General features: G+C 58.3%; 28 protein-coding genes. 17 read left to right on the top strand and 11 right to left on the bottom strand.

Going from position 1 to position 26396, the window contains the following annotated elements; genetic code table 11:
- Positions 1-12: 12 nt before the first annotated feature.
- Positions 13-1752, bottom strand: coding sequence for a heparinase II/III family protein (locus tag AC2TDA_RS08350; RefSeq protein ID WP_480877383.1), 1740 nt, complete (start codon positions 1750-1752; stop codon positions 13-15).
- An 88-nt stretch (positions 1753-1840) separates the two neighbouring features.
- Complete coding sequence (locus AC2TDA_RS08345; protein WP_480877384.1) at positions 1841-3100, bottom strand: RsmB/NOP family class I SAM-dependent RNA methyltransferase; 1260 nt, start codon at positions 3098-3100, stop codon at positions 1841-1843.
- An 88-nt stretch (positions 3101-3188) separates the two neighbouring features.
- Between AC2TDA_RS08345 and AC2TDA_RS08340 the strand changes: the two genes are divergently transcribed.
- Positions 3189-3371 carry a DUF1674 domain-containing protein gene (locus AC2TDA_RS08340; protein ID WP_480838152.1) on the top strand — a complete coding sequence of 61 codons (183 nt, stop codon included), beginning with the start codon at positions 3189-3191 and terminating at the stop codon, positions 3369-3371.
- Between the two features lie 19 nt (positions 3372-3390).
- On the opposite strand, the gene AC2TDA_RS08335 is transcribed toward AC2TDA_RS08340, so the two are convergent.
- Together AC2TDA_RS08335 and dapB are read right to left on the bottom strand one after the other, a co-directional pair.
- Positions 3391-4074 (bottom strand): DUF2306 domain-containing protein, encoded by a 684-nt coding sequence (locus AC2TDA_RS08335; protein WP_480877385.1) that lies wholly within the window; start codon positions 4072-4074, stop codon positions 3391-3393.
- 47 nt (positions 4075-4121) lie between these two features.
- Complete coding sequence (dapB, locus tag AC2TDA_RS08330) at positions 4122-4931, bottom strand: 4-hydroxy-tetrahydrodipicolinate reductase (RefSeq protein ID WP_480845355.1); 810 nt, start codon at positions 4929-4931, stop codon at positions 4122-4124.
- Positions 4932-5023: 92 nt separating this feature from the next.
- Between dapB and rbfA the strand changes: the two genes are divergently transcribed.
- From rbfA to AC2TDA_RS08295, 7 genes are all read left to right on the top strand, one after another.
- Positions 5024-5419, top strand: a complete 396-nt coding sequence (gene rbfA, locus AC2TDA_RS08325; RefSeq protein WP_480845354.1) for a 30S ribosome-binding factor RbfA — start codon at positions 5024-5026, stop codon at positions 5417-5419.
- On the top strand, positions 5416-6153 hold the full coding sequence (locus AC2TDA_RS08320; RefSeq protein WP_480877387.1) for a phosphodiester glycosidase family protein: 738 nt from the start codon (positions 5416-5418) through the stop codon (positions 6151-6153). Before rbfA ends, AC2TDA_RS08320 begins: the two co-directional genes overlap by 4 nt.
- An 80-nt stretch (positions 6154-6233) precedes the next feature.
- Positions 6234-7139: a tRNA pseudouridine(55) synthase TruB gene (gene truB / locus AC2TDA_RS08315; RefSeq protein ID WP_480877389.1), complete on the top strand. Its 906-nt coding sequence runs from the start codon at positions 6234-6236 to the stop codon at positions 7137-7139.
- A gap of 21 nt (positions 7140-7160) precedes the next feature.
- Positions 7161-7670, top strand: a complete 510-nt coding sequence (locus AC2TDA_RS08310) for a DUF1643 domain-containing protein (RefSeq protein ID WP_480877391.1) — start codon at positions 7161-7163, stop codon at positions 7668-7670.
- Positions 7671-7765: 95 nt separating this feature from the next.
- On the top strand, positions 7766-8788 hold the full coding sequence (locus tag AC2TDA_RS08305; protein ID WP_480877392.1) for a calcium-binding protein: 1023 nt from the start codon (positions 7766-7768) through the stop codon (positions 8786-8788).
- A 143-nt stretch (positions 8789-8931) separates the two neighbouring features.
- Complete coding sequence (gene rpsO, locus AC2TDA_RS08300; protein WP_480845347.1) at positions 8932-9201, top strand: 30S ribosomal protein S15; 270 nt, start codon at positions 8932-8934, stop codon at positions 9199-9201.
- Positions 9202-9460: 259 nt separating this feature from the next.
- Positions 9461-10075, top strand: coding sequence for a dimethylsulfonioproprionate lyase family protein (locus AC2TDA_RS08295; RefSeq protein WP_480877394.1), 615 nt, complete (start codon positions 9461-9463; stop codon positions 10073-10075).
- A gap of 61 nt (positions 10076-10136) precedes the next feature.
- Here AC2TDA_RS08295 and AC2TDA_RS08290 read toward each other — a convergent pair whose 3' ends face one another.
- Positions 10137-11738 carry a BCCT family transporter gene (locus AC2TDA_RS08290; protein WP_480877395.1) on the bottom strand — a complete coding sequence of 534 codons (1602 nt, stop codon included), beginning with the start codon at positions 11736-11738 and terminating at the stop codon, positions 10137-10139.
- A gap of 167 nt (positions 11739-11905) precedes the next feature.
- Entirely contained in the window at positions 11906-12085 is a 180-nt protein-coding gene (locus tag AC2TDA_RS08285) for a DUF3299 domain-containing protein (protein WP_480877397.1), read from the bottom strand.
- 182 nt (positions 12086-12267) lie between these two features.
- Between AC2TDA_RS08285 and pnp the strand changes: the two genes are divergently transcribed.
- The 3 genes from pnp (at position 12268) to AC2TDA_RS08270 (ending at position 15994) form a co-directional block, all read left to right on the top strand.
- The gene (pnp, locus tag AC2TDA_RS08280) at positions 12268-14418 is read left to right on the top strand and encodes a polyribonucleotide nucleotidyltransferase (protein ID WP_170410729.1); all 2151 of its coding nucleotides are present in this window, start codon (positions 12268-12270) and stop codon (positions 14416-14418) included.
- Positions 14419-14589: 171 nt separating this feature from the next.
- On the top strand, positions 14590-15153 hold the full coding sequence (locus AC2TDA_RS08275; protein WP_480877398.1) for a PACE efflux transporter: 564 nt from the start codon (positions 14590-14592) through the stop codon (positions 15151-15153).
- 151 nt (positions 15154-15304) lie between these two features.
- Positions 15305-15994, top strand: a complete 690-nt coding sequence (locus AC2TDA_RS08270; protein ID WP_480877400.1) for an outer membrane protein — start codon at positions 15305-15307, stop codon at positions 15992-15994.
- Between the two features lie 182 nt (positions 15995-16176).
- Here AC2TDA_RS08270 and AC2TDA_RS08265 read toward each other — a convergent pair whose 3' ends face one another.
- Positions 16177-16827 carry a peroxiredoxin gene (locus AC2TDA_RS08265; protein WP_480845339.1) on the bottom strand — a complete coding sequence of 217 codons (651 nt, stop codon included), beginning with the start codon at positions 16825-16827 and terminating at the stop codon, positions 16177-16179.
- Between the two features lie 215 nt (positions 16828-17042).
- Between AC2TDA_RS08265 and AC2TDA_RS08260 the strand changes: the two genes are divergently transcribed.
- Positions 17043-18482 carry an aldehyde dehydrogenase family protein gene (locus AC2TDA_RS08260; protein ID WP_480877401.1) on the top strand — a complete coding sequence of 480 codons (1440 nt, stop codon included), beginning with the start codon at positions 17043-17045 and terminating at the stop codon, positions 18480-18482.
- Positions 18483-18538: 56 nt separating this feature from the next.
- Here the strand turns inward: AC2TDA_RS08260 and AC2TDA_RS08255 are convergent, their stop codons facing one another.
- Together AC2TDA_RS08255 and AC2TDA_RS08250 are read right to left on the bottom strand one after the other, a co-directional pair.
- Complete coding sequence (locus AC2TDA_RS08255) at positions 18539-18973, bottom strand: glyoxalase superfamily protein (RefSeq protein WP_480845336.1); 435 nt, start codon at positions 18971-18973, stop codon at positions 18539-18541.
- 177 nt (positions 18974-19150) lie between these two features.
- Positions 19151-20002 carry a bifunctional helix-turn-helix domain-containing protein/methylated-DNA--[protein]-cysteine S-methyltransferase gene (locus tag AC2TDA_RS08250; RefSeq protein WP_480877402.1) on the bottom strand — a complete coding sequence of 284 codons (852 nt, stop codon included), beginning with the start codon at positions 20000-20002 and terminating at the stop codon, positions 19151-19153.
- 138 nt (positions 20003-20140) lie between these two features.
- On the opposite strand from AC2TDA_RS08250, the gene AC2TDA_RS08245 reads away from it, so the two are divergent.
- Genes AC2TDA_RS08245 through AC2TDA_RS08235 form a run of 3 tightly spaced genes read left to right on the top strand, consistent with a single transcriptional unit; the run spans position 20141 to position 22716 of the window.
- A complete protein-coding gene (locus AC2TDA_RS08245) occupies positions 20141-21028 on the top strand; it encodes a serine hydrolase domain-containing protein (RefSeq protein WP_480877404.1) in 888 nt (295 codons plus the stop codon).
- A gap of 57 nt (positions 21029-21085) precedes the next feature.
- Positions 21086-21730, top strand: a complete 645-nt coding sequence (gene nth, locus AC2TDA_RS08240; RefSeq protein WP_480877406.1) for an endonuclease III — start codon at positions 21086-21088, stop codon at positions 21728-21730.
- Positions 21727-22716, top strand: a complete 990-nt coding sequence (locus tag AC2TDA_RS08235; protein WP_480845330.1) for an adenosine kinase — start codon at positions 21727-21729, stop codon at positions 22714-22716. Before nth ends, AC2TDA_RS08235 begins: the two co-directional genes overlap by 4 nt.
- A gap of 29 nt (positions 22717-22745) precedes the next feature.
- Here the strand turns inward: AC2TDA_RS08235 and AC2TDA_RS08230 are convergent, their stop codons facing one another.
- Positions 22746-23123, bottom strand: coding sequence for a VOC family protein (locus AC2TDA_RS08230; RefSeq protein WP_480877408.1), 378 nt, complete (start codon positions 23121-23123; stop codon positions 22746-22748).
- 39 nt (positions 23124-23162) lie between these two features.
- On the opposite strand from AC2TDA_RS08230, the gene AC2TDA_RS08225 reads away from it, so the two are divergent.
- Entirely contained in the window at positions 23163-23699 is a 537-nt protein-coding gene (locus AC2TDA_RS08225) for a winged helix-turn-helix transcriptional regulator (RefSeq protein WP_480877410.1), read from the top strand.
- A 22-nt stretch (positions 23700-23721) separates the two neighbouring features.
- On the opposite strand, the gene AC2TDA_RS08220 is transcribed toward AC2TDA_RS08225, so the two are convergent.
- Positions 23722-24210, bottom strand: a complete 489-nt coding sequence (locus AC2TDA_RS08220) for an RNA pyrophosphohydrolase (RefSeq protein ID WP_480877411.1) — start codon at positions 24208-24210, stop codon at positions 23722-23724.
- A 138-nt stretch (positions 24211-24348) separates the two neighbouring features.
- Between AC2TDA_RS08220 and AC2TDA_RS08215 the strand changes: the two genes are divergently transcribed.
- On the top strand, positions 24349-26376 hold the full coding sequence (locus AC2TDA_RS08215) for an FAD-dependent oxidoreductase (protein WP_480877413.1): 2028 nt from the start codon (positions 24349-24351) through the stop codon (positions 26374-26376).
- Positions 26377-26396: the final 20 nt, after the last annotated feature.

Raw genomic sequence — 26396 nt, 5'->3', positions numbered from 1 at the left:
GTCCTTTTGGCGTCAGTCGAAATCGGGCTCGTCCCGGTGCAGGTCGCGCACGGCATAGGCTGTATCCTGTGCCTTGCTCAGCGTCCACCGGATGCGCGTCGCATACTCCATTGCGCGGCCAGATAGAACGATCTGTTTTGTCGCGCGTGGCTTTAAACGCCCTTTTTCCAGATAAACGCTTGGCTCAACTGACAATTTTCCCACGTTATCATGACGGAACACCCAGATTTCTCCGCTTTTGAGCGCCATGGACACCGCCGTACCGCCCAAATCCAACGCGGCGTCCACGTCCGGATGCAAGTGGAACCGGATGTCAAAGGGGATGCCATTCAGGCTTGCAGCATCCATGGCGCGATCAAATTGCTTTTTGGACTTGTCGGTCGTGGTCAGCAGAATGTCCTCGCCCACCAGTTCACGACCGTCAAAGCGCAGCTCGAATGTGCGGGCGTGGGTCAGGCCGAACACTCGGACATAGCCGTCGTGACCGACCATCAACCGTTCTCCCTCGAATGCCTGCTCGGATTCGACCGGGACGTTTTTCGGGGCATCAACCATAGCCTCGTAAGAGGTGCCTTTGATGGGTCCGGTCAGACGAGCGCTGGAATAACCATCCACGCACAGGGTGGAATGCGACGGCGTCGCCCGTCCTGCGCGTCGCCAGTCCTGTCCAAAACTGACCCCCGATCCACAGTTCACGATCAGCGGTCGCCGCCCCGAAGTCAGCTCGAACGCCAGCGTCGAGGCATGCGCGTTGTACGAAGCCGCGCCGGTAGGCGGCGCGCTTGCATCCACGATCACCGTGGTGCGCGCGGCGGCCAAACGCGCAAACCCCATGGACAGGCCAGTGGTTGGATGCGGTTTGACGCCGCTTTGCGCCAGAGCCTGATCCAGACGCCCTTCGAGGCCGCGCCCTCCACCATGGAACCGGGCCAAAGCACCATCCGCGTGACGGAGTTTTCGCAGAGTCGGAGCAATGCGTTTGATCGCCTCGGTCTGCGCGGCAGGTGTCCCACGGCCAATTTCGCTGAGCGCGGCAGAAGTCCATGACAACAAGGTAAAGACTTCTAGCAACTCTTCAGGGTTGCGCGTGGGAATGCCACCCTGAGCGTCAACATGCCGAACGCATTCACGCGCCAGCGCACGTAAGGCTGGCTCGGCCATCCGCTCCAACCCCTCCAGAGCCAGTCCGGCCTGCACAAGACCGGCCAACGCTTCAAACCTTGGCAGACCCGGCGTCGCCGCAGACCAGCGCTTGGACAGAAACCACGTCTGTTGTGCCAGAGAGCGGAAGAATGCCTCGCTTTGCGCCTCGTCCGCGCCGCGCAGCAGAAATAGTGCGTGATTGGTCCAGCGCATGACCCTTCGACCTGTCAGGTCCGGCGCCCAGCCAGGGCCCTGACCCCGTCCATGCGCCTCGATCCACCCCCAGACCCAGCGCTGCGCCTTCTCCCGCGCGCGCATGTCACCAACTGCGGCCAGATCGTCCAGCCATGCAAATCCGTGGCGTTCGTCGTCAAAATCTGCACTGGGGGCGGTCACATCCCAAAGGGCGGTGTCTTCAGCCTCGACCAGATAACCGGCAAACAGCAAGTTTCCGGCCACCAGCTGCCGTCCACGCGCGAACGAACCAACGGTGCGCGGTTCCGGCTGACCAACAAACCCGGCCACCGCCTTGCGCCGCTGAGCAAGCCGCACATAAAGACGATTTTGAAACCGCACCCACCGGTTTGCCATGGTGTCTGACTGTGACATGACGCTCGTTACTCTGCCCCCGACGCTCTGTCGGCGCCTGAACCAACGATAGACAGGTCTGAACGTCAAGTCATCGAAAAGAGTACCCTTAGGCGGATTTGTTCAGGCAGGCGATATAGAACCCGTCCATTCCACCCCGTTCCGGCCAGTAATCCGGTCGTAGGCGAAGGCCGCCTTCCTCGGATATCCACTCGGGCTCGACACCTGCAACCATCGCGGCATCCCGGTCCACGTGCATGTCCGGGTACAAGGCCAGAGCCTCATCGATCTGTACTTCGCCTTCATCCGGCAAAAGCGAGCAGGTGCAATAGACCAGCCGCCCACCGGGCTTCAGCAAGGACCATGCGTGGCCTAGCATACGGGTCTGTAACTCGATCAATTCGCCAAATTCGGACCCGTCCTTGGCAAAAGGCAGATCGGAGTGGCGCCGAATGGTCCCGGTGGCGGAACAGGGTGCATCCAGCAAGATCGCGTCATACTGACCCTGATGCTCCAGCGCATCGCCCACGATCACCTCCGCAGATAATCCGGTACGGGCGAGGTTTTCGCGGACGCGCTCAATACGCCCTTCAGATATGTCCAATGCCGTGACTTTGGCCCCGGCGGCGGCCAGTTGCAGCGTCTTACCGCCGGGAGCTGCACACAGGTCCAGTACATTTTCACCGGCTTTGGGCGCCAGTATGCGCACGGGCAATGCCGCCGCGGCGTCCTGCACCCACCATGCGCCTTCCTTATAGCCGGGAAGGGCCGAGACCTGGCCTGCGCCGTGCATCCGAACCGATCCGGTTGGCAACAGGTCTCCGCCGGGCGCGACGGAATCCGTCTTTACAGTCAAATCCAACGGCGCCCCGGCGAAATGCGCCAGTTCCATGCCCTTGACGGCTTCATCGCCCCAGGCCATGACAAGCGGTTCGCGCAGCCATTCCGGCAGGCGCGGCACGCGCATTTTGGACCAGGCATCTGGGCCTTCCGCGGCCACTTTGCGCAACACAGCGTTGACCAGACCCTTCAACCGCCCGTGCTTGCGTGACCGCCCGACAATCTCGACCATTGCATTAACCACACCATGCGCCGCTGCACCATGGCACAGCTCGACCGCCCCCAGACGTAATGCGTTGTGCACCGTCAGGGCGGGAGTGCGGTTCAGGTGATTGCCAACCAGTCGATCTGCCCGCTCCAACCCGCGCAACGTTTCAAGCGTCAATCGCTGCGCCCGCGCGCGATCCTCGGGGTCCAGCCGGTCCAATGCCCCTGCGGCAAGGCATTCGGACAGCAAACGCCCCTCGCCCAATATCTGATCCAGCAGATAGATGGCGCTGCGCCGCGCAGATGTTGGGTTCTCCGACATTGTATTGCCTTTGTGTGACCTCTGCCCGCATTGTCATTGGCGGACGGGGGCGTATATCAAGCACCTGCACGGAAAGGAACCCGAAGTCATGAGCGATACACGCAAAGACCTGCCTCCCGCGGCCCAGCGCGCTTTGGCCGAGGCGGAAGAGCGCCGCCGCAAAGCCGAAGCCGAGGCTAAAGAAATGCCCAAGGAACTGGGTGGGCGTGATGGCCCTGATCCGGCGCGTTATGGCGATTGGGAGAAAAAAGGGATCGCGATAGACTTTTGATTTCGTCATCCTCGGACGCTCAGCCCGGTTGAACAAGTGTTCCTTGATGCGTGCACCTGCGCATGCCGATCCAGATCTGGGCAATCAGAAGATACGGCACAAAGAACGCAAAATTCTGAACCAGATCAAACGCTCCTGTAAATTCCGGGTTCGACCAAAGGCCGCCGGTCAATATGTACCAGAGCGTATAGTGAACCCGATACAGCCACGAACCGAGCGCCAGCCAGAACAACCGCAGGCCCCAAGCCCAGTGTCCCTCTCGGTCTTTTGAGATGGCCATCCGCGCGACCATCAGCGCAGACCAGAACAACAGAACGCCGTACAAGAAAAATGCCGCCGACATGACCGGCCCACCGATCGTTCCGCGCAGCGGTATATAAGTCATCCCCGCCAACCCGGTGATCAGCGCCAATGCGATCAGCATCCTGCCGAGTGCCCTGTGAAAACGAATATATTTCAGCCGGAGCCTTCGAACCAGTTGCAGAGGCACCAGCGCGACCAGTACCGATCCGGCGAGAATGTGAAGCACCATCGCCCAATTCCCGACGGTTTCGCCTTTCACAAACAGGTAACTCGGGTGTGCTGTATCGGTGTCCAGACCCACGCCAATCATGTGAAACGCGTTCAGCATGAATGGCAGTAGGGTCAGGTAAAACAGTACCAGAAGAAGCGATGTCAGAATGCCCGATTTCGATTTCCACATGGCGGAATCTTAACGCCAATGAGGAGGACGTCCATCATTCGCACACATCAAAGGCCGAGGACGTCCACCATATCATACTGCCCCGGCGCCTTGCCCTGCCCCCACAACGCTGCCTTCAGCGCCCCGCGGGCAAAGATTGCACGGTCCGAGGCCAGATGGCGCAGCACGATCCGCTCGCCAGGAGCGGCGAACAGCACGTCATGCTCACCGACAACGTCTCCGCCGCGCACCGCATGGAATCCGATGTCACCGCGTTTACGCGCACCAGTGATACCGTCGCGACCCCGATCAGAGGCGTCCGCCAGCTTGACGCCCCGCCCTTCGGCGGCAGCCTCACCCAACATCAGCGCCGTGCCCGAGGGTGCGTCGACTTTGTGGTGATGGTGCGTCTCGATCACTTCGATATCAAAATCCTCGTCCAGCGCGGCGGCAACCTTTTTGGTCAATTGCACAAGCAGGTTCACGCCGAGGCTCATATTGCCGGCGCGGACAATCACCGCATGGCGCGCGGCCGGTTCCAGCGCTGCGATTTGCTCATCCGTCATTCCGGTCGTGCCGATCACGTGCACACAGCGTGCCTGCGCGGCCAGGGCGGCAAATTCCAACGTTGCCTCGGGCGCAGTGAAATCGATCACCGCCTGCGCCTGAGCAAACGCCTCCAACGGGTCATCGGTGACTTTGACCCCAAGCGCCTGACCGCCCATCGCTTCGCCAACGTCCTGACCGATCCAATCGTGACCTTTGCGCTCGACCACACCAACCAGACGCGCCTGATCGCTGTCGGTGACGGTCTTGATCAGCATCTGCCCCATACGGCCCGAAGCCCCTGTAATCACGATCCCCGGAATATGGGTCATTGCGTCGGTCCTTTTCCTCAATTCGGCTCAAAGCCTCCTACCCGGTTCGCGCCCGCTTGGCAAAGCCCTGCTTTGCCCTTAGATCGGGGTTTATGGCAAAGAACAAATTCCACGATGGCCCCGGCCCGTCCCAACGACAGCTGCGCGTCGGCGAACTGATCCGCCGCACTCTGTCCGAAGTTCTGGCGCGCGGAGATGTCCACGACCCCGACCTGAACCGCATGTCGATCACTGTGGGCGAGGTGCGCACCTCACCCGATCTGAAGATCGCGACTGCCTATGTGCTGCCTTTGGGCGGCAAGGGGCAAGAGGATGTGATCGCACTGCTGGCCCGCAACAAGGGCGAGTTGCGGCGCATGGTCGGCAAGAAGGTCGGCCTGAAATTCTCACCAGATCTGCGGTTCCGTCTGGATGACACGTTCGACCGTCTGGATGATACCCGCCGGATGTTCGGTCAGGACGCGGTGCGCCGCGATCTGGACGAGTGATCCGTACGCTTGTCATTCTGGGCGCGGTTCTTTGGGCCGCGCAGGCCACTGCGGTCACATGTGAAAAACTGACCCATGCGGATAAGCGGTACACCATCTGCGAAGTGGACGCTGCCGAAGAAGACCTGCGTCTGTTCCTGAATGACGAGAGTGGTGAGGTTCTGGGCCACTTCTCCTCAGTGAATGAGAGTTTGGCCCCGGACGGCAAACAGCTGTCCTTTGCCATGAATGGCGGCATGTACCATGACGACCGCTCGCCCGTCGGCCACTATGTCGAAGAGGGCGAGGAGGTCATGCGCGTGATCCCCAATGCCGGCCCCGGCAACTTTGGTCTGCTGCCCAACGGTGTGTTCTGCATCCGTGACGGGCGTGCCGATGTGTTCGAAACTCTGGACTATGTCGATCAGGGCCCCGATTGCCGTTTCGCCACGCAATCCGGCCCGATGTTGGTGGTCGATGGAGAGTTGCACCCACGCTTCCTGCCCGATTCGACCTCGCTTTATATCCGCAACGGAGTTGGGACCAGCGACGACGGAACGCGCGCCGTGTTCGCGATCTCGGAAGATTACGTCACCTTTCACGAATTCGGCAGCCTGTTCCGGGACGTGCTGAATACCCCGAACGCACTGTTCTTCGACGGTAACATCTCTCGCATGTATGACCGGGCGAGCAATCGGTCAGATGTGGGGTTTTCTCTCGGGCCGATCGTGGGCGTGGTGCAGGATATTCCCTGACAACAGACCTCTACATGCTAAATTGACAGCGCCCGACCGATCCGTTAGGTCGCGCGCCTCGACAAGATTCAAGGTGCAGTATGGGACGCAAACGCAAGGGTCGCGACATTTCCGGTTGGCTGGTGGTGGACAAGCCGGCGGGCATGACCTCGACTGCTGTGGTCAACAAAGTGCGTTGGGCGATGGACGCCAAAAAGGCCGGCCATGCAGGCACGCTGGATCCCGAGGCGACTGGCGTTCTGGCTGTGGCTTTGGGTGAGGCGACGAAAACCGTTCCCTACATCACTGATGCACTCAAGGCCTATACCTTCACTGTCCGGCTGGGTCAGGCCACCAATACTGACGACGCTGAAGGCGAAGTGATCGCCGAAAGCGCAGCGCGCCCAGCCGACGACGACATAAAACACGCCCTGACGCCCTTCATTGGCGAAATCATGCAGGTGCCCCCGAAGTTCTCGGCAGTGAAGATCGACGGCCAGCGCGCCTATAAGCTGGCCCGTGACGGCGAAGATGTAGAACTGTCCGCGCGCCCGCTTTGGGTTGAGGAACTGGTTCTGGTCGACCGCCCCGACGAGGATCACGTCGTGCTGGAGATGACGTGTGGCAAGGGTGGCTATGTCCGCTCTATCGCCCGCGATTTGGGTGCGGCGTTGGGATGCCATGGCCACGTGAAAGAACTCCGCCGCATCTGGTCGGGCCCGTTCGAGGTCGAAGACGGGCTGAGCATCGAACAGATCGATGAGATGGCCAAAACAACTGCCTTGGATGAGTATCTGAATCCGTTGGAAACTGGTCTGAACGACCTGCCCGAACTAAAATGCACACCTGAAGGCGCCACCCGCCTGCGCAACGGCAACCCTGGCATGGTTCTGGCGTCGGACGTCGAATACGGGGATGAAGCCTGGGCATCGCTGAATGGCAGGGCCGTGGCCGTGGGTATCTATAAATCCGGCGAATTGCACCCCAGCCGGGTGTTCGTCGACTGAGAGCCGTGCTAGGCGATGGGCATGATCACCCGTTCCCATACCAAGGGCGACGCGCCCTCGACCGCCGTTTATTCCGATTGCGAGAAGTATCGCTATAGCTTGACCCGCATCTGGGACTCTGACGGGCGCAAGGCCCTGTTCGTGATGCTGAACCCGTCGACGGCGACCGAGGTGCAGAACGACCCGACCGTCGAACGCTGCGAACGTCGTGCGCGGACACTGGGGTTCGGGGCATTTCAGGTGACCAACATCTTTGCCTGGCGCGACACCGATCCGCGCAAGATGCGCGCCGCCGCCGATCCGGTGGGGCCGGAAAACGACGCTACCATCCTGTCAGGTGTCGATTGGGCCGATCAGGTCATCGCGGGCTGGGGCACCCACGGTGCACATCTGGAACGCGGGCCAGCCGTGGAGCAGTTGTTGCGCGGGACCGGTCACCCCCTGTACCATCTGGGGCTGACCAAGGACGGACATCCAAAACACCCGCTATACATCGCGTATACGCAACAGCCCAAACCCTGGTCCGGGTGACAAAGGGTTAACCACGTCCTCAGCTTGGCTTTGACCAACCCTCTGAATGCATGGGATATTTCAAACTCGGAGCGGTGTGCTTTCGGAGGACTCCCATGTTTCTGGTTGGATTGTTTGGATTGGCCGCCATCGGTGGCGCCGCTTACGCGATGGGCGACGTTTTCTTTTCCGACGAGGAGGAGGAGGAGGACCAGATCAACGAAACCGGGGCCGAGGACATCCCGCAGGGCAACCTGCTGGATGATGGCGAAAATGTCGACGAACCAACTCAGGTCGACACCAAATCTCCTGGCTCTGGCGAAGTCATTTCGGAATTTGACGGGCACCTGGTCATCGCTGGGGACGACGGCTCTGATGAAATCACAGGTCAGGACGGAAACGATCAGATCAACGGATTTGGCGGCGATGACCGTATCGATGGCGGCTTCGGAGACGACGTGCTTCACGGCGGTGACGGGTCAGACGATATTTCGGGCGACGCAGGGGCGGATATACTGCATGGCGAGGACGGCGATGATACCTTGGACGGCGGAACCGGAGACGATTCCTTGTATGGGCATTTCGGTGAAGACGAACTGATTGGCGGGACCGGCGACGACGAGCTTTACGGCGGTCAGGATGACGACGTTTTGCTTGGTGGAGAAGGGGATGATGCCTTGCAGGGCGGCGATGGTGCGGACCGACTGGCTGGAGGCGCAGGGACAGACTCTCTGTTTGGCGGGGATGGGGATGACATCCTTTTCGGCACCGATGAAACGGGAGGGTCGTCCGCCGACTTTCTAAATGGGGGCGCCGGGAACGATGTCTTGCTGGCCGATGGTCCGGATATTCTGACCGGCGGGGATGGTGCGGATGAATTTGTCCTGAGCTCCTCGGACGCAGAGCAAAGCGTGACAATAATGGATTTTCAGGTCGGCCAGGATAAACTGCTGGTCACGTGGGACAATCAGGATGACCCAGAGATAACCATCGAAACCGACCCGGACAACGAGGACCTGACACGGGTCAAGATCAATGGTCAAGACGTCGCGCAACTCTACCGCGCCGAAGGGTTGGCGGAGCAGGACATCCAGCTTGTGACCGAAGCACATCTGACACAATTCGCTGCGACCGTCTGAACCGCCAGAAACCTTTTGCCATTTCCTGTGAAAGCGCTTATACGCGCCCATCCGCGTCGGAATCGGTGCGGATTTCTCCATGGGCCTGTGCTGGACGACATCCCGGCCTGCGCCATTAACTCTAACCTTCGAAGGAGACCCCGATGTCGATTACTGCCGCTGATAAAGCACAAGTCATGAAAGAATTCGCAACCAAAGAAGGCGACACCGGTTCGCCTGAAGTCCAGGTTGCAATCCTGACCTCGCGCATCAACACCCTGACCGAGCACTTCAAGACCCACAAGAAAGACAACCACGGTCGTCGCGGTCTGCTGAAGATGGTTGCCCAGCGCCGCAAGCTGCTGGACTACCTGAAAGGCAAAGAAGAAGCGCGTTACCAGGACCTGATCAAAAAGCTGGGGATCCGCCGCTAAGCGACCTTTGGTCGTTTTTCGGATTTTCGATCCAGCTTAGCTTGATTATCACGCCCGCCATTTTGGCGGGCGTATCTGTTTTCCCGTCTCTGAACGCAGCGGTCTTCGTGTCGCTACCAGAATTGAACGCTCGTAAGATTGGGCGGACAAGCCGGCTTGCATTCTACTAGGCACGATTCCGACCTGCCTCAGTCGTTTTAGTGGCAGATTCTCGCATATTGAACCGTCAGATGGGGGTGTCACAGGAGTGCGCAGCCCCATGGTTCACAACAGTCTTTTTCAGAAAATGCGGCAGGCAATATCAGCCGTATACGAAGCCGAGGATGATCCGATGGGTCCACATGCGGCCAGGACCCTTCTGAAAACACCACCAAGCGGCACATTCGACACGATCTGCCCATGCCTCATGGATGATGGTATTCGTGCCGTCCTTGCCAACAGCCGCCATCCCGCCGCAGCCGCAGTTCTTGGCGCACAAACTATGCTGCCCTGGGGCTCTAACCCTGTGGAAGGCAATACCGAGGCAGGCGTTGCCGCGATGATCAGTGTCGCGACCCTGATGGGGCCGGAAGGCCCAATTCCGGCACCCGATGTTCGGCTTGGATTGGTGTATATGCGCCCCAACAGCTATTATCCGCTTCACCTTCATGATGCTGATGAAACCTATGCTCTCATCGCAGGCCGCGCACTCTGGACCGCAGGAGACGACATCCGGATGCGCGAGCCGGGCGACATGATCCACCATCCCAGCCTGATGCCTCATGCCTTTCGCACAGGTCCAGAGGGCTTTGTGGCACTCTGGCGTTGGAGCGGCGATATAAATACGCATTCCTACGCGTTTATTGAGGATTCAGAAGCAGAGTTACTGGCCTGATCGCCCCTTCGAATAAAACGCCCGCCATTCGGCGGGCGTTTCGTGTTATTGGGACGTTCGACTACATCTTCGACCGTTCAGATTTCAGCGCCAGCCACAGGCAATAGCACATGATCAGAACAACCAGTGTGAACGGGATGCCGGTGGACACAGCCGCCCCCTGTAGTGCGCTCAGCCCGCCGCCAAGCAGCAATGCGATGGCGACAAGACCTTCAAGCGTACACCAGAACACGCGCTGGACTACCGGCGCGTCCATCTTGCCGCCTGCGGTAATCGTGTCGATCACAAGCGAACCCGAGTCGGACGAAGTGACAAAGAACACCACGATCAGGACCAACGCGATCGGAGCCACGATACCGTAGAGAGGCAGCTCTTTCAGGAAGCCAAACAACGCGCCTTCGGGGGCGTAACTATCGATTACCGTGGCGCGGACACCTTCAGCTCCGCCTGCGTTCAGCATGTCGATTGCGGCACCACCAAAAGTCGACATCCACAGGGCGCAGACCGCTGTGGGGGCCAGTAGCGCACAGATGACGAATTCGCGTACCGTACGACCCTTGGAGATGCGGGCGATGAACATGCCCACAAAGGGCGACCACGCGATCCACCAGGCCCAGTAGAAGGTCGTCCAGCCATGGAAGTAGCTGGTGTCTTCACGTCCGAATGGGTTCGAGAGCGCCGGCAGGTGCAGTACATAATCGGTCATCACGTTAAAATACCGCGATATGGCGGTGCCGACACCAGTAACCGCTATCACAAACAGAAACAGCCCCACGGCCATGATCATGTTGATCTCACTTAGCCGTTTGACGCCCGCATCCATGCCAAGCAGGACCGAGCCCAAGGCGATCAGGGTGATACCGATGATCAACAATACGACAACAGTCGGGCTGGATTCGATGCCGAACACCTCGTTCAGCCCCGCCGCAACCTGTTGCGCGCCCAGACCCAGCGATGTGGTCAGGCCAAACAACGTGGCAAAAACGGCCAGCGTGTCGATGATATGGCCCCACCAACCCCAGACGCGTTCACCCAGTATCGGGTAGAAAGCGGATCGCAGAGTCAGCGGCAAGCCAAGGTTATAGCTGAAGATCGCAAGGCTGAGGCCCACTGCGGCATAAACCGCCCAACCCTCAAGCCCCCAATGATGGATGGTGCCGACAACACCGGCATATTCATTGCCTGGCACCGCGATATCAATGCCCAGCGGGACTGCGTTACCGTCTTCAGCAAAGTTGTAATAGACCGGCTCCATCACGCCAAAGAACAGCAGCCCGATGCCAATACCGGCGGCGAACATCATCGCAATCCACCCAGCATAGGAATAGTCCGGCTGGGCATCTTTGCCACCGATCCGGACCTTGCCGACAGGCAGGATGATCAGGACCAGACAAAACAAGGTGATTGCATCTACGGAAAGGACCAAAAACCAGTCAAATGTGCTGGTAAGCCAAGGTCTTAGCCAGCCAAACAGGGTTGCGGCAGCCTCTTGGTTTGCAAGTGCCAAAAGGACGAACGCAAAGATCACAATGCTCGAGATCAGAAAGACAGGATTGTGAATATCCAAACCAAATGGCCGGACGTTATCCTGCCCCAGCTCATATTCAGTCTCAAAATCATAAATCCGGGGATCCGGATCCAGCATTTTCTTGGATTGTGCCATTCGACTTTCCCTCAGTTTGCTGCGTGCAAACGCCAAGGTCTTCGGTCGGTGGACGGCAAAATATTCGGTTATCCCTTGGCGCGTTTCCCGTCAATTCGACCGTTTGTCTTGTCCTAAGAGCTTACACCGCAACCAAAAATTCGCAAAATTCATTCATCTTTTGGAATTTAACAGCCCTCGGACGCCGGCATCAGCCCGTCGATCACGATCAAACCATGACCCGAGGGATCAATGGCCAGCTGCCCGGCCGGGTGCACAGGTTCGTGAGCATACCTGGGTGTCCATTTACCGTTGAGCTTCACCGGGATCATCTGGTTCGGCGCGGGCGGTGGCAGATGGCTGCACATGCTGCCCGCCCGGTGCGGTTTCGCTTTCCTTTGGACCCAAACTCCTGTATGCGCGCGATATCTGAGACGTTGTGCCAAGACCCCGGCACTCGAACGGAAGATAAATGGGGTCGGCGGCAATGGGGCCGCCATGCAAACGGGAGACCCGCAGGGGCGGGAGTGCTCCCATCTAGGATACGCATATGTTTGATGTAACAAAGAAATCTATGCAGTGGGGCGAAGAAACGCTCACACTGGAAACCGGCAAGGTTGCCCGTCAGGCCGACGGCAGCGTGATTGCCACGCTGGGTGAGACCAGCGTCATGGCAAACGTGACCTTTGCACGGGCGCAAAAACCGGGTCAGGACTTTTTCCCGCTGACCGTCCACTATCAGGAAAAATACTATGCCGCCGGTAAGGTTCCGGGTGGCTTCTTCAAGCGCGAGGCGCGCCCGACTGAGAAAGAGACGCTGACCGCGCGTCTGATCGACCGTCCGATCCGCCCGCTGTTCGTTGACGGCTTCAAGAATGAAGTTCTGGTGATGTGCACCGTGCTGTCCCACGATCTGGTCAACGACCCCGACATCGTGGCGATGATCGCGGCCTCTGCTGCTCTGACCATTTCCGGCGCGCCGTTCCGCGGCCCGATCGCCGGTGCCCGCGTTGGTTTCGAAGACGGTGAATATGTTCTGAACCCGACCGTCGACGACATGCAGGACCTGCGCCTGAACCCTGAACAGCGTCTGGACCTGGTTGTTGCTGGCACCAAAGACGCCGTGATGATGGTTGAATCGGAAGCCTACGAGCTGTCCGAAGCGGAAATGCTGGGCGCGGTCAACTTCGCGCATGAGCAGATTCAGCCGGTCATCGACCTGATCATCTCGCTGGCCGAAGAAGCCGCGAAAGAGCCGTTTGACTTCCAGGCGCCGGATTACTCCGAGCTGTCCGCTGCCGTTAAGGCCGCTGGCGAAGAGCAGATGCGCGCCGCCTTCGCGATCACCGACAAGCAAGAGCGCACCGCCGCTGTTGCCGCTGCCCGTGAAGCGATCAAGGAAGCGCTGACCGAGGAGCAGCTGGAAGACGGCAACCTCGGTTCCGCAATGAAAAAGCTCGAAGCAGGCATTCTGCGCGGCGACGTCGTCAAAGGCGGCAAGCGGATCGACGGTCGTTCGACCACCGACATCCGTTCGATCGTTGCGGAAACCTCGATGCTGCCGCGGACCCACGGTTCCGCCCTGTTCACCCGTGGTGAGACTCAGGCGCTGGCCGTGACCACGCTGGGCACCGGTGACGATGAGCAGTTCATCGACGCGCTGCATGGCAACTTCAAATCGAACTTCCTGCTGCATTACAACTTCCCTCCGTATTCGGTTGGTGAAGTTGGCCGCGTTGGTGGCCCCGGCCGTCGTGAGATCGGCCACGGCAAGCTGGCATGGCGCGCGCTTCAGGCGGTTCTGCCTGCGGCAACCGACTTCCCCTACACGATCCGCATCGTGTCGGAGATCACCGAATCCAACGGCTCGTCCTCGATGGCGTCGGTCTGCGGCGGTTCGCTGTCGATGATGGATGCAGGTGTTCCGCTGAAAGCACCGGTTGCCGGTGTGGCCATGGGTCTGATCCTGGAAGATGACGGCGACTATGCGATCCTGTCGGACATTCTGGGTGACGAAGACCACCTGGGCGACATGGATTTCAAGGTTGCGGGTACCGAAAACGGCATCACCTCGCTGCAGATGGACATCAAGGTTGCGGGCATCACGCCCGAGATCATGGAGAAAGCCCTGGCGCAAGCCAAGGACGGCCGGATGCACATCCTGGGTGAGATGGGCAAAGCCCTATCCGAGACCAACGAATTCTCGGTCCACGCGCCGCGCATCGAAACCATGAACATCCCCACCGACAAGATCCGCGAAGTGATCGGCTCGGGCGGTAAGGTCATCCGCGAAATCGTTGAGGTTTCGGGTGCCAAGGTCGACATCAACGACGATGGCGTCATCAAGATCGCCTCGCCCGATGGTGAATCGATCAAGAAGGCATACGAGATGATCCACTCGATCGTCGCTGAGCCGGAAGAAGGTCAGATCTACACCGGTAAAGTGGTCAAGATCGTCGACTTCGGTGCCTTTGTGAACTTCTTTGGCAAGCGCGACGGTCTGGTTCACGTGTCCCAGATCGAAAATCGCCGCCTGAACCACCCTTCGGACGTTCTGAAGGAAGGTCAGGAAGTGAAGGTCAAGCTGCTGGGCTTTGATGACCGCGGCAAGGTCCGCCTGTCGATGAAAGTCGTCGATCAGGAAACCGGCGAAGAGATCGTTCCCGAGAAGAAAGAAAAGAAAGAGGAAAGCGCAGAATAATCTGCCTTACCGACTTTCCAACAAAGAAAAACCCCGGTTCAGGCCGGGGTTTTTTTGTTTTTTGGTAACAGCTTAAACCTGTCCGATCTGCGACTTACCCGCTACGCGCATATGTGTGCGACTTCACATTCAACTTAACTGCAATGTGCAAATGTGCCTCCGAGCGCTGAAATGCGCGAATTGATTTATTTTGAACCATTTCCTCGGCGCCGATTGAAGAACGGCTTTTTCCTATCCGATATTTTCCAGGGTTTGCATATGGCGGTAAGGTCACTCAAGGAACGTGTTATCCAAACCGGTAGTTTCGAGTTGATTGGTATAGCCTTTGTTTCCCCTCTTTATGTCTATGTAACAGGCACTTCGATGTCTCATGGTTTGGCAACAATCACGTTGCTGTCTATTGTGATCCTGATTTGGTCGCCAATTTTCAACACCTTATTTGACGTAATAGAAAAGGTGAAAACCTGCCGCTTGGCCTGCAAGCGCCCACATAGGCTTCGCCTTGTTCACGCCACTCTGCACGAGGTCACAGCTGTCCTGATCACCTGCCCATTGCTGATGTATGTGGGCGGTCATTCTCTTGGGTCGGCCTTGGCCTTAAACGTCGGCCTGACCCTGACCTACACGATTTACACCTATGTGTTTCATGTAGCTTACGATAGGGTCCGGCCGGTGAAACCAAGGTCACGCCTGCAGGAAGCGGAGCAGTTCCCTAAGCCCATCCCCGCACGCTGAACGTCACTGATTGCTTCAATTCTGACGGTCTGAATTATTCACTCACAACAGTCAAAAGACCTGTTACGCGAAGTGAAGTTCCGGTGCCTTCCCTTTGCTCTCCGCTCGACCACATGTTCGCCATGCATCTTGCGGAACAAAGGACCTGATCATGATTACCCGTCTCATTCTCACCTCTACTGCCCTGACCCTAAGCGCCTCAGCATTGGCCGCGCAAAGTCTGACTGACGGGGCTTATATCCAGGGTTTTCTCGGATACAGCCAACTGCAGGACACCGATTTCTCGGGCAGTATCGGCGGAGCGACCCAAACGGTCGATACCGATTTTGATGCGGGCTTCGGTCTGAGTGTAGCCGTGGGCAGGGAAATCCCTCAATGGTCCAGCGACGCGATCGGCACGCGGCTCGAACTGGAACTGTCCTATCGTGACAACGATGTGGATAGCGTGAACTTCGGCGGCAACGGGCCGGGCTCCGAGGGCAATGTCTCGGGTGATGTCAGCCAGACCTCGCTGTTTGCCAATGTGCTGTTCGACTTCAAAGGCAACGGCGCCTTTACCCCCTATGCCGGGTTTGGCCTGGGCGCGACATATTCGGATCTCGACTTCGTTTATGGCCCGGGTGTCGCGTTGGATGACAGTGATACCAATTTCGCGGCTCAGCTGATCGCCGGGGTTGCCTATGACATCAATTCAACCACCGCGTTCACCGTCGACGCACGCTATTCACGCGCATTCGACGTCTCGAGCCAACGTTTTGCGCCAAACGGCGCCTCTACCGGAACGGTCGAAGATGATCTGGACACGTTCAGCCTGAATTTCGGCCTGCGCTACAGCTTCTGACCCTTAAGGGGTGGGTGTTTTCTCCGGTTTCGCCGCCCCTCTGCATGTCCCCGCGCCATGGCCGCGGGGACATGCCCCAACCCTGCCGACAATCCCGCCTGCCTCAGCTGGCGGAACAATCAATTAGAGAATTAGATCGGTGACACACCAGGGGGCAGACAGCCCCCTGGCAGCGCAAGGTCTTACGAGGGTGCCTTGGTCTTACGCAAATAGGGAAAGATCGTCTCGAACTCACCAAACTTGGCCTTGGCGTCTTCGTTAGAGACGGTCGGCGGGATAATCACATCCTCGCCCGGCACCCAGTTGGCTGGAGTTGCCACGCCCTTGGCGCTCATCTGCAAGCCGTCCAGCGCACGCAGGATTTCTGCGAAATTCCGCCCTACTGTCATCGGGTAAGTCATCGACAGCTTTAACTGTTTGTCCGGCCCGATGATAAAGACCGACCGTACGGTGGCGCTGTCGGCGGGGGTGCGGCCATCGGGCATATACGCCTCGGCCGGCAACATGTCGAAAGCCTTGGATACCGCCAGACCATCGTCTGCGATAATCGGGAAGCCCGGGTTGGCATTGCCATAAGCTTCGATGTCTTTCTTCCACTTCTTGTGGTCTTCAACGCCATCCACAGAAACACCCATCACCTTGGTGTTGCGTGCAGCCCATTCGTCGTTCAGCTGTGCAACCGCCGAAAATTCGGTGGTGCAGACCGGGGTGAAATCCTTGGGGTGCGAGAACAGGATGGCCCAGCTGTCGCCGATCCAGTCGTGAAACTGGACGGTTCCCTGATCCGTTTCGGCAGTGAAATTCGGGACGGTGTCATTGATGCGCAAACCCATGGGGCATCTCCTCTCCTGTGTTTGAACCGAGTCGGTTGCCATAAACCTAAACACTTTGCGCTCAGGTTAAACTATTCAAGTGGAAGTAGCCGATATTTTGGTTGCTTCAATAATTTGATCAAATTATTAATTGTGCTTGCCCCACTGGCCTCGGGGTGACAGAGTGCCCTTAAAACCGACCGACCGGTCGAATAAATTCTGATCCGGAGGAAACCATGATCGAAAAACGCAATTTCTATATCAACGGCGAATGGGTCGCCCCGTCGGCGACTAACGATTTCGATGTGATCAACCCGTCGACCGAAGAACCGTGCGCCATCATTTCCCTTGGGTCCGAAGCAGACACTAACGCCGCTGTGGCCGCAGCCAAAGCTGCCTTGCCCGGCTGGATGGCGACACCGGTAGAAGAGCGCATTGCACTGGTCGAAAAGCTGGTCGACATCTACAAAAGCCGTGGAGAGGATCTGGCGCAGGCCATGTCATTGGAAATGGGCGCGCCCATCGACATGTCCCGTACCCAGCAAGTCGGTGCAGGAATCTGGCATCTCAAGAGTTTCATCCAGGCAGCGAAGAGCTTTCAGTTCGAACGTCCCTTGGGCGAGCACGCGCCAAATGATCGGATCATCTATGAGGCCGTCGGCGTTGCTGCTCTGATCACCCCATGGAACTGGCCGATGAACCAGGTCACGCTCAAGGTCGGTGCGGCAGCAATTGCCGGATGCACCATGGTGCTGAAACCTTCGGAGCAGAGCCCACTGAACGCGATGATCTTTGCCGAGATGATGGACGAAGCAGGTTTTCCTGCAGGCGTATTCAATCTGGTGAACGGTGATGGTGCCGGTGTCGGCTCTCAATTGTCCTGCCACCCGGATGTGGATATGGTCAGCTTCACCGGCTCGACCCGCGCCGGGACTGCGATCTCTAAAAACGCAGCAGACACACTGAAAAAAGTGCATCTGGAGTTGGGTGGCAAGGGTGCAAATGTGGTCTTTGCGGATGCGGATGAAAAGGCGGTTAAACGCGGCATTCTGCACATGATGAACAACACAGGCCAAAGCTGTAATGCCCCCAGCCGCATGCTGGTGCAGCGGCCGATTTATGACCAGGCGGTTGAGACTGCAGCCGAGGTGGCGGGCAAACTTACCGTTGGCGGCGCGCTGGATGAAGGCCGTCACATCGGGCCCGTTGTGAACGAGGTGCAGTGGACCAAGATTCAGGAGCTGATCCAAAAAGGTATTGATGAGGGCGCCCGTCTGGTTGCAGGCGGCACCGGACGACCTGAAGGTCTGAACAAAGGCTATTACGTCCGCCCGACGATCTTCGCAGATGCCAACAACCAGATGACAATCGCGCGCGAGGAGATCTTTGGGCCCGTCCTGACCATGATCCCTTTCGATACCGAAGAAGAGGCCGTCGAGATCGCCAATGACACGCCCTACGGCCTGACCAATTATGTCCAGACACAGGATGGCGACCGCGCTAACCGCTTGGCGCGGGTATTGCGGTCGGGCATGGTTGAAATGAACGGCCAGTCCCGCAGCGCGGGTTCACCCTTTGGTGGGATGAAACAGTCTGGAAACGGGCGCGAAGGTGGCGTGTGGGGTCTGGAGGATTTCCTTGAAGTCAAAGCCGTGGGAGGCTGGGCCCCGGAATAACCCCGACGGCTCGTACAGTTTGGGCGAAGCAATACCGATGCCTCGCCCTTTTTTGCTTAGTCAGGTCGGACTATCAACTGCGGCACTCCATCTGAAGTGTGCCTCCGAGATCGGCCATCCCAGCCAATATCGCCGGTGACGCGGCGACGGAATGAGGAAAAGCTGTCGAATTGGACCACGTCGACCGCTGTGTCGAATTGAAGGGTGATCCGGCGCTGTGCACCGTCACCCAGCGTGGTCAAACCACGGATTTCCGCCCTAAAGGGCTGGCCCAAGTACCGCCCTTCAACCCGATCCCCGACACGCAATTGCATCCGGCTTCCAGCCATCGCGTGCAGCGTATTCCAGTCTCGCACGCCATGCTGACGGGCCAGCATCTCCAATGCGGCGCTGTGCGTTAGCGCGACACCGGTTCCTTGCAAGTGTTCCCGCAGACGCCTGGCTTGTGCTTTCAGCTCTTCAACCGGAGCTACGGTTTTGGATCGTGTCATACTGTTCCTCGTTTCCTTCAACGAGCGCGAGATCAGGACGGAGTTCGCATTGCCATCCGCGCGCCGGAAAAGGGCAACAGATGTTCAATCTACCGGGTTTCACCAAGACCTGAGGCCGCGAACGGCAGGAGACCCGAACCTGCCGTCTTAATGGGCTCTAGCAACAAGCGCTGTCAATCAGGCGTCTGCCTGCGCCGCCTCATAAGCCAGCATTGCGCGCTTGACCGGCAGGCCCCAATGATAGCCGCCCAACCCTCCGGACTTGCGCAGAGCGCGGTGGCACGGGATCAGCCAACTGACCGGGTTGCGCCCTACCGCAGTGCCCACAGCTCTTACCGCTTGCGGGGCATCCACGCGTTGCGCGATTTCGGAATAGGTAGTGACCTGACCCGAAGGGATATGCATCAACGCCTCCCACACTTTGATCTGCAAAGGTGAGCCAATCAGATAAAGCGGCGTAGGATTCAGCCGGTCGCTGGCCGCGCCAAAAGCGCTGAGGACCCACGGGCGCAGGCGCATCGGGTCTTCGACGAAATCAGCCTTGGGCCAACGCGAAAGCATATCCTCCATCGCCTCTTCCTCGCCGGTTTCGGCGCCAAAAGCCATGCCGCAGATGCCTTTGCCGGTACCCATGACCAGCGCTGGGCCAAAGGGGCTTTCGAACCAACCCCAGTAAACCGTCAGGCCTTCGCCTTTGCGGGCATATTCGCCGGGGCTCATGGATTCCCATTTCAGGAACAGATCGTGCAGGCGACCGCTGCCGGACAGGCCGACATTATGGGCGGTTTCCAATGTGGTGAAACGCTCCCGCAGCAGCGACTTGGCGTGGCCAAGCGTCAGATACTGCTGGTAGCGCTTCGGCGACACGCCGGTCCAGCGCGAAAAAAGACGCTGAAAATGCGCCGGACTCATATCCATCTGGCGGGCCAACTCATCCAGGCTGAGGGTCTCGCCGCCTTGATCAATAAGCTCTATCGCGCGTCGCATGACGTTGTAATGATAACCGGTCTCTGGGTTCTGGACATTCATGTCGCACCTCATTCGATGTTGATTTGATCATAGCCGGTCAAGGCGCATCAGAGCGACCCGAAACTTGCGCATCCGCATTCACTTCGTGATCCTTCTGACCTACGTTCGGACCGGCAGTCGAACAAGTCAGGACCGAACGTGATTGTTTCCGCAGCTATGGATCGCACAGGCACATTACTTCTGGACGAAGGCGGTCAGTCCTTGTTCCCTTGGTGGAGCTTCACCAAAACCGCCATAGCTGCACTGGTATTGCAGGCAGAAGAACAGCACCTTTGCGACCCGGACGCGCCTTACGAAGACTACCCGTTTTCGTTGCGCCAATTGATGCAGCATCGTGCCGGGCTATGGGACTACGGCCCGCTTCCGTCCTACAGTGAGGCCGTCGCGGCGGGTGAAGAGCCCTGGTCCGTAAAAAGGTTGCTGGCTGAGACCAATTACCGGAAGCTCGCCTATACACCCGGAGAGAACTGGTTGTATTCGAACATTGGTTATCTGCTTCTGCGCCAGTTCCTGGAACGTCTGCACGGCGCCTCGCTACCCGAAATTATGCAACGCCAAATTTGCGCTCCTTTGGGATTACAAGCGCACATAGCAGAGACGCACGAGGATTTTGATCGGTTAGAATGGGATGCGCGCGGTTACCATCCGGGTTGGGTCTATCACGGCTGCCTGATGGGCACTGCATCGGATGCGTTGCGACTGTTGCAGGCAGTGTTAGCGGGCGAAGTTCTGTCCGAGGCGAGTAGGCTTCAAATGCAGACGCTGTCGATGGAAGGACCGGCAATTCCCGACCGAATCTGGAGCAAGACCGGATATGGATCGGGTTTGATGATTGGTCGCGCAGAGCATGTGGGACGGATCGTCGGCCACGCTGGGTGCGGCCCGTTCTCAGCCAATCTTGTCGCCCATTTTCCGGACACCGCAAATGGGTTGTATGTGGCAAGCCTTATCGCAAAAGGTAACGAGGCCCCTGCAGAAATTGCCGCAGTAGAGCTTGCGAAACAGTATCGAAAGGAACACTCCTGATGTTTTGCATGCCGTTTTCAATTGCGGCCTGCACCACTGCACGGCATTAAGGCCCGGATGGCAAAACAACTCGATTATCACACGATCCGCGAGATCTTTAACCGCTTTCACGAGGCTGACCCGGAACCCAAGGGCGAACTGGAGCATGTGAACGTCTATACCCTCGTCGTTGCAGTCGCTCTGTCAGCGCAAGCGACAGATGCGGGGGTGAACAAGGCCACGCGCGCATTGTTCAAGATCGCCGACACGCCGCAAAAGATGTTGGATTTGGGCGAAGAGGGCCTGATCGGACATATCAAGACCATCGGTCTGTTCCGCCAGAAGGCCAAGAACGTGATCAAGCTAAGCCGTATTCTGGTTGAAGACTACGGCGGCGAAGTGCCGAACTCACGCGCGGCGCTGCAATCGCTGCCCGGGGTGGGGCGCAAAACCGCGAATGTCGTTCTGAACATGTGGTGGCGCTACCCGGCGCAGGCTGTGGATACCCACATCTTTCGCGTCGGCAACCGCTCGGGTATTTGCCCCGGAAAGAACGTCGACGCAGTTGAGCGCGCCATCGAAGACAACATTCCAACCGACTTTCAGCTGCATGCACATCACTGGCTGATCCTGCATGGCCGCTATCACTGCAAAGCGCGAAAACCGCTGTGCGGAACCTGTATCATCCGCGATCTCTGCGAATTTGAGGACAAGAACCTATGAAAACCTACCAGCTTGTCGGCATCGGAAATGCCGTTGTGGATGTCATCTCGCAAGCCGACGACAACTTTCTGGAACTGATGGGCATCGAAAAAGGCATCATGCAGCTGATCGAGCGGGATCGGGGCGAAGTGTTGTACGGGGCGATGGAAGGCCGCGTTCAAACTCCCGGTGGTTCAGTCGCAAACACGATTGCCGGCGCAGGTGCGCTGGGGCTGGACGCGGCCTTTATCGGTCGTGTGCATGACGACGCTCTGGGGCGCTTCTATGCCGACGCCATGAACGAAGACGGTGTGGATTTCGTCAACCCGCCAGTCCCCGGCGGCGAGTTGCCCACCTCGCGTTCGATGATCTTCGTCTCACCAGATGGTGAGCGGTCGATGAACACCTATCTGGGGATTTCCTCGGAACTGTCGTCCGCCGACGTATCCAGCGACGTGGCGGGCAACAGCCAGATCATGTTCCTTGAGGGCTATCTGTTCGACAAAGAGAAGGGAAAGGCCGCGTTCCTTGAGGCCGCACGCGACTGCCACAAGGGCGGCGGCAAAACAGGTATCGCTATTTCCGATCCGTTCTGCGTTGAACGGCATCGCGTCGACTTTCTGTTGCTGATCGAGAACGAACTGGATTTCGTCATTGGCAATGAGGCGGAAATCAAATCGCTGTTCGAGACCGACAATCTGGAAGAGGCGCTGGCCAAGACTGCCGCAATCTGCCCTCTGGTTGTTTGCACGCGGTCGGGCGATGGCGTGACCGTATTGAACGAAGGCACCCGCATCGACGTACCGGTCGAAAAGGTCGTGCCGGTCGATGCGACAGGTGCGGGCGATCAGTTCGCTGCCGGGTTCCTGTTCGGGATGGCCACTGGCCGCGATTACGAAACGTGCGCACGTATAGGTAATGTCTGCGCCCGCGAGGTCATCAGCCATATCGGCCCGAGGCCCGAAGCGAATATGCTGGAGTTGCTGCGGGCCGAAGGGTTGCTTTGACCGCCGGACATTGAAGTCTGTGGGGCGGGTCAGCCTGCCCCCGTCAGGTCCTGAGCCAACATCAGCGCGTTGCCATCCGGATCATAGAAGGTCGCGGTGCTGACCATCCCTTCGATGGTTTCGGTTGCGCCATCGAACCGGACACCTGCCGTTTCAAGTGCGCCGCGAGCGGTTTCGATATCCGCTATACCGAATACCGGAACGGTATTGCCCGGCGCCGGTTCCGCCTGTTCACCAAGTCCAAGGGTTACGCCCGCAGTCTTAGTGTGCATCTCGCTCCAACCGGCTTCATCAATGTGGTGGATAAGTTCGAACCCGAGTTTGTCGGTATACCAATCGGCACTGGCGTGGCGATCGCGCACAGAGATTGCTAGCGTAATGGTGTTTTCCAATGAAACAAGTGGCATGCGCTTTCCTTTAGTTTTAAAATATAGTAACTATACTTTATGGACATTAAGACACTTGTCAAGCTCACCTCCCGTGCTTGGTCTCTGAGTATACTTGCGGCGCTGCATGCGCGTGTTCCAGGGCGGCAAGCCCCGTTGCTTGCGGCGACCGGTGCAAGCCGGACAGCCTTTGCATCAAGCTTGGAACACCTTGTCGATCTTGGGCTTCTTGAGCGGAACCCGGGTCACGGCCATCCGCTACGTCCGGAATTTCGGCTGACCCGTGACGGGATCGAAGCAGCCGAACTGGCCAGCAGGATTGTCCGTGCAGTTCCGGATGTCTCTGAGTTCACCTTGGTACGACGCAATTGGACTCTGCCGATTCTCGCACTGACAGAAACGCCCCGGCGATTCTCAACCCTCAAATCGGACCTGATTACGATCACCGATCGTGCGCTGTCAAAATCGCTGCACCAGTTAGAGGAGCAGGCGTGGCTGCGCCGCGACATTGATATGTCAGGCCGCGCGCCGTTTCCCACCTACCATGCGATAAATAAGGGCATTGAGATCAATCAGGCGATTGGTTTGACGCTGTAGAGGGAATTGGGCCTCAGGCGACCTACGCCTTCAGATATGCTGAAAATGCCTCGACCACCTGCTCATAGACCTCTCGCTTGAAAGGAACGATTTCGTCAACCAACCGCGTCTGGTCCTGCCATTTCCACTGAACAAACTCCGGGTGGTCTGTCTGGATGTTGATCTGATCATCCCGCCCGCTGAACCGCATAAGGTACCATTTCTGTTCCTGCCCGCGATAGCGGCCTTTCCAGATCTTCGGCACGATATCATGCGGCAGATCATAGGGCAGCCAGCCCTCGGTCTCGGCAACAATCTCAATCAGATCCGAAGTCACCCCGGTCTCTTCCCACAACTCGCGCAGGGCCGCATCGCGTGCGTCTTCGCCCTTGTCGACACCACCCTGAGGCATCTGCCACGCATCTTTGGGGCCGTCATTGCGCATGCCGACAAAAATCTTGCCGTCGGGATTCATCAGCATCAACCCGACGCAAGGGCGATAGGGCAGTTTGGCGATCTCTTCAGGGGTCATGCGCGGCCTCGTGAACATGCTTTGCAGCGTCTGTAGCAAGCGTTGCGCGGAACGCAAAGGGGATGACGTTAGGTTTCGCGTGACAATGTTGACGCGAACGTCAATCTAACACCCAAATTCGGGAGGGAGAGTTCCGCCATGACTGCGTACCCAAAAATGCTGGCCCCGCTGGACCTGGGCTTTACCACTTTGAAGAACCGCGTCTTGATGGGTTCGATGCATACCGGGCTGGAAGAAACCGGTGACTGGAACCGGGTGGCCGAATTCTATGCTGACCGGGCGCGCGGTGGCGTCGCGCTGATGGTGACGGGCGGCATCGGGCCGAACCTTGAAGGCTCGGTTTTGCCGGGGGCGGCGATGATGACAACAGAAAAGGACGTGGCGAACCATTCCATCGTGACCGACCGGGTGCACAACGCGGGCGGCAAGATCGCCATGCAGATCCTGCACGCAGGACGCTATGCCTACGGCCCGAAATGCGTCGCACCCAGCCCGGTAAAATCGCCGATCTCTCCCTTCCCACCGAATGAGCTGGACGAAGAGGGCATTGAAAAACAGATCAGCGATATCGTGAATGCCGCAGTTCTGGCGCAGAATGCGGGATATGACGGGGTTGAGATCATGGGGTCCGAGGGGTACTTCCTCAACCAGTTCCTTGTGACCCATACCAACAAGCGCACCGATCACTGGGGCGGGTCTTACGAAAACCGCATGCGTCTGCCCATTGAGGTCGTGCGCCGCACACGTGAAGCCGTGGGCAACGACTTCATCATCATCTACCGCCTGTCGATGATTGACCTCGTGCCAAATGGATCGACGCATGACGAGGTTGTTGAACTGGCTCAACGGATAGAAAAAGCGGGTGCGACCATTATCAACACCGGCATCGGGTGGCACGAGGCGCGGATTCCGACCATTGCCACCAGCGTGCCGCGCGCAGCCTTTGCCTGGGTGACCAAGAAACTGATGGGCAAGGTGTCTATTCCGATCATCACTTCGAATCGTATCAACGCGCCTGAAGTCGCCGAAGAGGTCTTGTCGACCGGCTGCGCCGACATGGTGTCGCTGGCACGGCCGATGTTGGCGGATGCAGACTTCGTGGCAAAGGCCGAGGCGGACGAGGCCGCAAAAATAGCGCCCTGTATTGCCTGCAATCAGGCCTGCCTGGATCACACATTCAGCGGCAAGCTGACGACGTGCCTGGTGAACCCGCGCGCCTGCAACGAGACCGAATTGGTGATCGCTAAGGCTGAGATCGCCAAGAAAATTGCCATAGTTGGCGCTGGCCCTGCCGGTTTGTCGACCGCCATGACGGCCGCTCAGCGCGGTCACGACGTGACACTTTTCGACCGTGCCAGTGATATCGGTGGGCAGCTGAACATGGCCAAACAAATCCCTGGAAAGGAAGAGTTCTGGGGGCTGGTCGACTGGTATCGCACAATGATCGTCGATCTTGGCGTCAAACTTGAGCTAAACCGGAACGTCAACGCAGATGACTTGGCGGGCTTTGACGAGGTTGTCATTGCCACTGGCGTGAGCCCACGCAACCCGGAAATTCCGGGGCAGGATCGGGACAATGTGCTCAGCTATATCGATGTGCTTCGCGACAAGGTCGAGGTTGGCGAGTCCGTTGCCGTGATCGGAGCCGGGGGTATCGGGTTCGACGTGTCAGAATACCTGCTGGAAAACGGGCACAGCGCGACAACCGATTTGCCGCTTTGGATGAAGGAATGGGGCGTGACTGATCCCGAAGAACATCGATCCGGCCTGGCCCCCGAAGGCCCGCAACCTGCCGCCCCTGCCCGTCAAGTCACGCTGCTACAACGCAAGAAACAGGCGCACGGCAAGGGGCTGGGCAAGACCACGGGCTGGATTCACCGTGCTACGCTGAAGATGAAGAACGTCAATTTCGTTGGCGGAGTGAATTACGAGCGTATCGACGACGAAGGTCTGCATATCAGCTTTGGAGAAGAGCGCGCAGACCCGACTATGATCGCGGCAGATTCGATAGTGCTGTGCTCTGGTCAAGTGTCTGAACGCAGCCTTGCGGATGCCCTGATCGAACGCGGGGTCACGCCGCACGTGATTGGCGGCGCGGATATTGCTGCTGAGCTGGACGCGAAAAGGGCGATCGATCAAGGGACGCGGCTGGCTGCAGACCTATGAAACGCACAATTTGGCGTGTT

The sequence above is a fragment of the Ruegeria sp. HKCCD6426 genome, from assembly GCF_057221115.1.
The sequence above is the reverse complement of the archived record's forward strand: the minus strand, read 5'-3'. Positions and strand labels throughout refer to the sequence as shown.

Coding starts and splice junctions, on each gene's coding strand:
- AC2TDA_RS08350 (WP_480877383.1), bottom strand. CDS start 1,752: ATGTCACAGTCAGACACCATGGCAAACCGGTGGGTGCGGTTTCAAAAT.
- AC2TDA_RS08345 (WP_480877384.1), bottom strand. CDS start 3,100: ATGTCGGAGAACCCAACATCTGCGCGGCGCAGCGCCATCTATCTGCTG.
- AC2TDA_RS08340 (WP_480838152.1), top strand. CDS start 3,189: ATGAGCGATACACGCAAAGACCTGCCTCCCGCGGCCCAGCGCGCTTTG.
- AC2TDA_RS08335 (WP_480877385.1), bottom strand. CDS start 4,074: ATGTGGAAATCGAAATCGGGCATTCTGACATCGCTTCTTCTGGTACTG.
- dapB (WP_480845355.1), bottom strand. CDS start 4,931: ATGACCCATATTCCGGGGATCGTGATTACAGGGGCTTCGGGCCGTATG.
- rbfA (WP_480845354.1), top strand. CDS start 5,024: ATGGCAAAGAACAAATTCCACGATGGCCCCGGCCCGTCCCAACGACAG.
- truB (WP_480877389.1), top strand. CDS start 6,234: ATGGGACGCAAACGCAAGGGTCGCGACATTTCCGGTTGGCTGGTGGTG.
- AC2TDA_RS08310 (WP_480877391.1), top strand. CDS start 7,161: ATGATCACCCGTTCCCATACCAAGGGCGACGCGCCCTCGACCGCCGTT.
- AC2TDA_RS08305 (WP_480877392.1), top strand. CDS start 7,766: ATGTTTCTGGTTGGATTGTTTGGATTGGCCGCCATCGGTGGCGCCGCT.
- rpsO (WP_480845347.1), top strand. CDS start 8,932: ATGTCGATTACTGCCGCTGATAAAGCACAAGTCATGAAAGAATTCGCA.
- AC2TDA_RS08295 (WP_480877394.1), top strand. CDS start 9,461: ATGGTTCACAACAGTCTTTTTCAGAAAATGCGGCAGGCAATATCAGCC.
- AC2TDA_RS08290 (WP_480877395.1), bottom strand. CDS start 11,738: ATGGCACAATCCAAGAAAATGCTGGATCCGGATCCCCGGATTTATGAT.
- AC2TDA_RS08285 (WP_480877397.1), bottom strand. CDS start 12,085: ATGTGCAGCCATCTGCCACCGCCCGCGCCGAACCAGATGATCCCGGTG.
- pnp (WP_170410729.1), top strand. CDS start 12,268: ATGTTTGATGTAACAAAGAAATCTATGCAGTGGGGCGAAGAAACGCTC.
- AC2TDA_RS08275 (WP_480877398.1), top strand. CDS start 14,590: ATGCGCGAATTGATTTATTTTGAACCATTTCCTCGGCGCCGATTGAAG.
- AC2TDA_RS08270 (WP_480877400.1), top strand. CDS start 15,305: ATGATTACCCGTCTCATTCTCACCTCTACTGCCCTGACCCTAAGCGCC.
- AC2TDA_RS08265 (WP_480845339.1), bottom strand. CDS start 16,827: ATGGGTTTGCGCATCAATGACACCGTCCCGAATTTCACTGCCGAAACG.
- AC2TDA_RS08260 (WP_480877401.1), top strand. CDS start 17,043: ATGATCGAAAAACGCAATTTCTATATCAACGGCGAATGGGTCGCCCCG.
- AC2TDA_RS08255 (WP_480845336.1), bottom strand. CDS start 18,973: ATGACACGATCCAAAACCGTAGCTCCGGTTGAAGAGCTGAAAGCACAA.
- AC2TDA_RS08250 (WP_480877402.1), bottom strand. CDS start 20,002: ATGAATGTCCAGAACCCAGAGACCGGTTATCATTACAACGTCATGCGA.
- nth (WP_480877406.1), top strand. CDS start 21,086: ATGGCAAAACAACTCGATTATCACACGATCCGCGAGATCTTTAACCGC.
- AC2TDA_RS08235 (WP_480845330.1), top strand. CDS start 21,727: ATGAAAACCTACCAGCTTGTCGGCATCGGAAATGCCGTTGTGGATGTC.
- AC2TDA_RS08230 (WP_480877408.1), bottom strand. CDS start 23,123: ATGCCACTTGTTTCATTGGAAAACACCATTACGCTAGCAATCTCTGTG.
- AC2TDA_RS08225 (WP_480877410.1), top strand. CDS start 23,163: ATGGACATTAAGACACTTGTCAAGCTCACCTCCCGTGCTTGGTCTCTG.
- AC2TDA_RS08220 (WP_480877411.1), bottom strand. CDS start 24,210: ATGACCCCTGAAGAGATCGCCAAACTGCCCTATCGCCCTTGCGTCGGG.
- AC2TDA_RS08215 (WP_480877413.1), top strand. CDS start 24,349: ATGACTGCGTACCCAAAAATGCTGGCCCCGCTGGACCTGGGCTTTACC.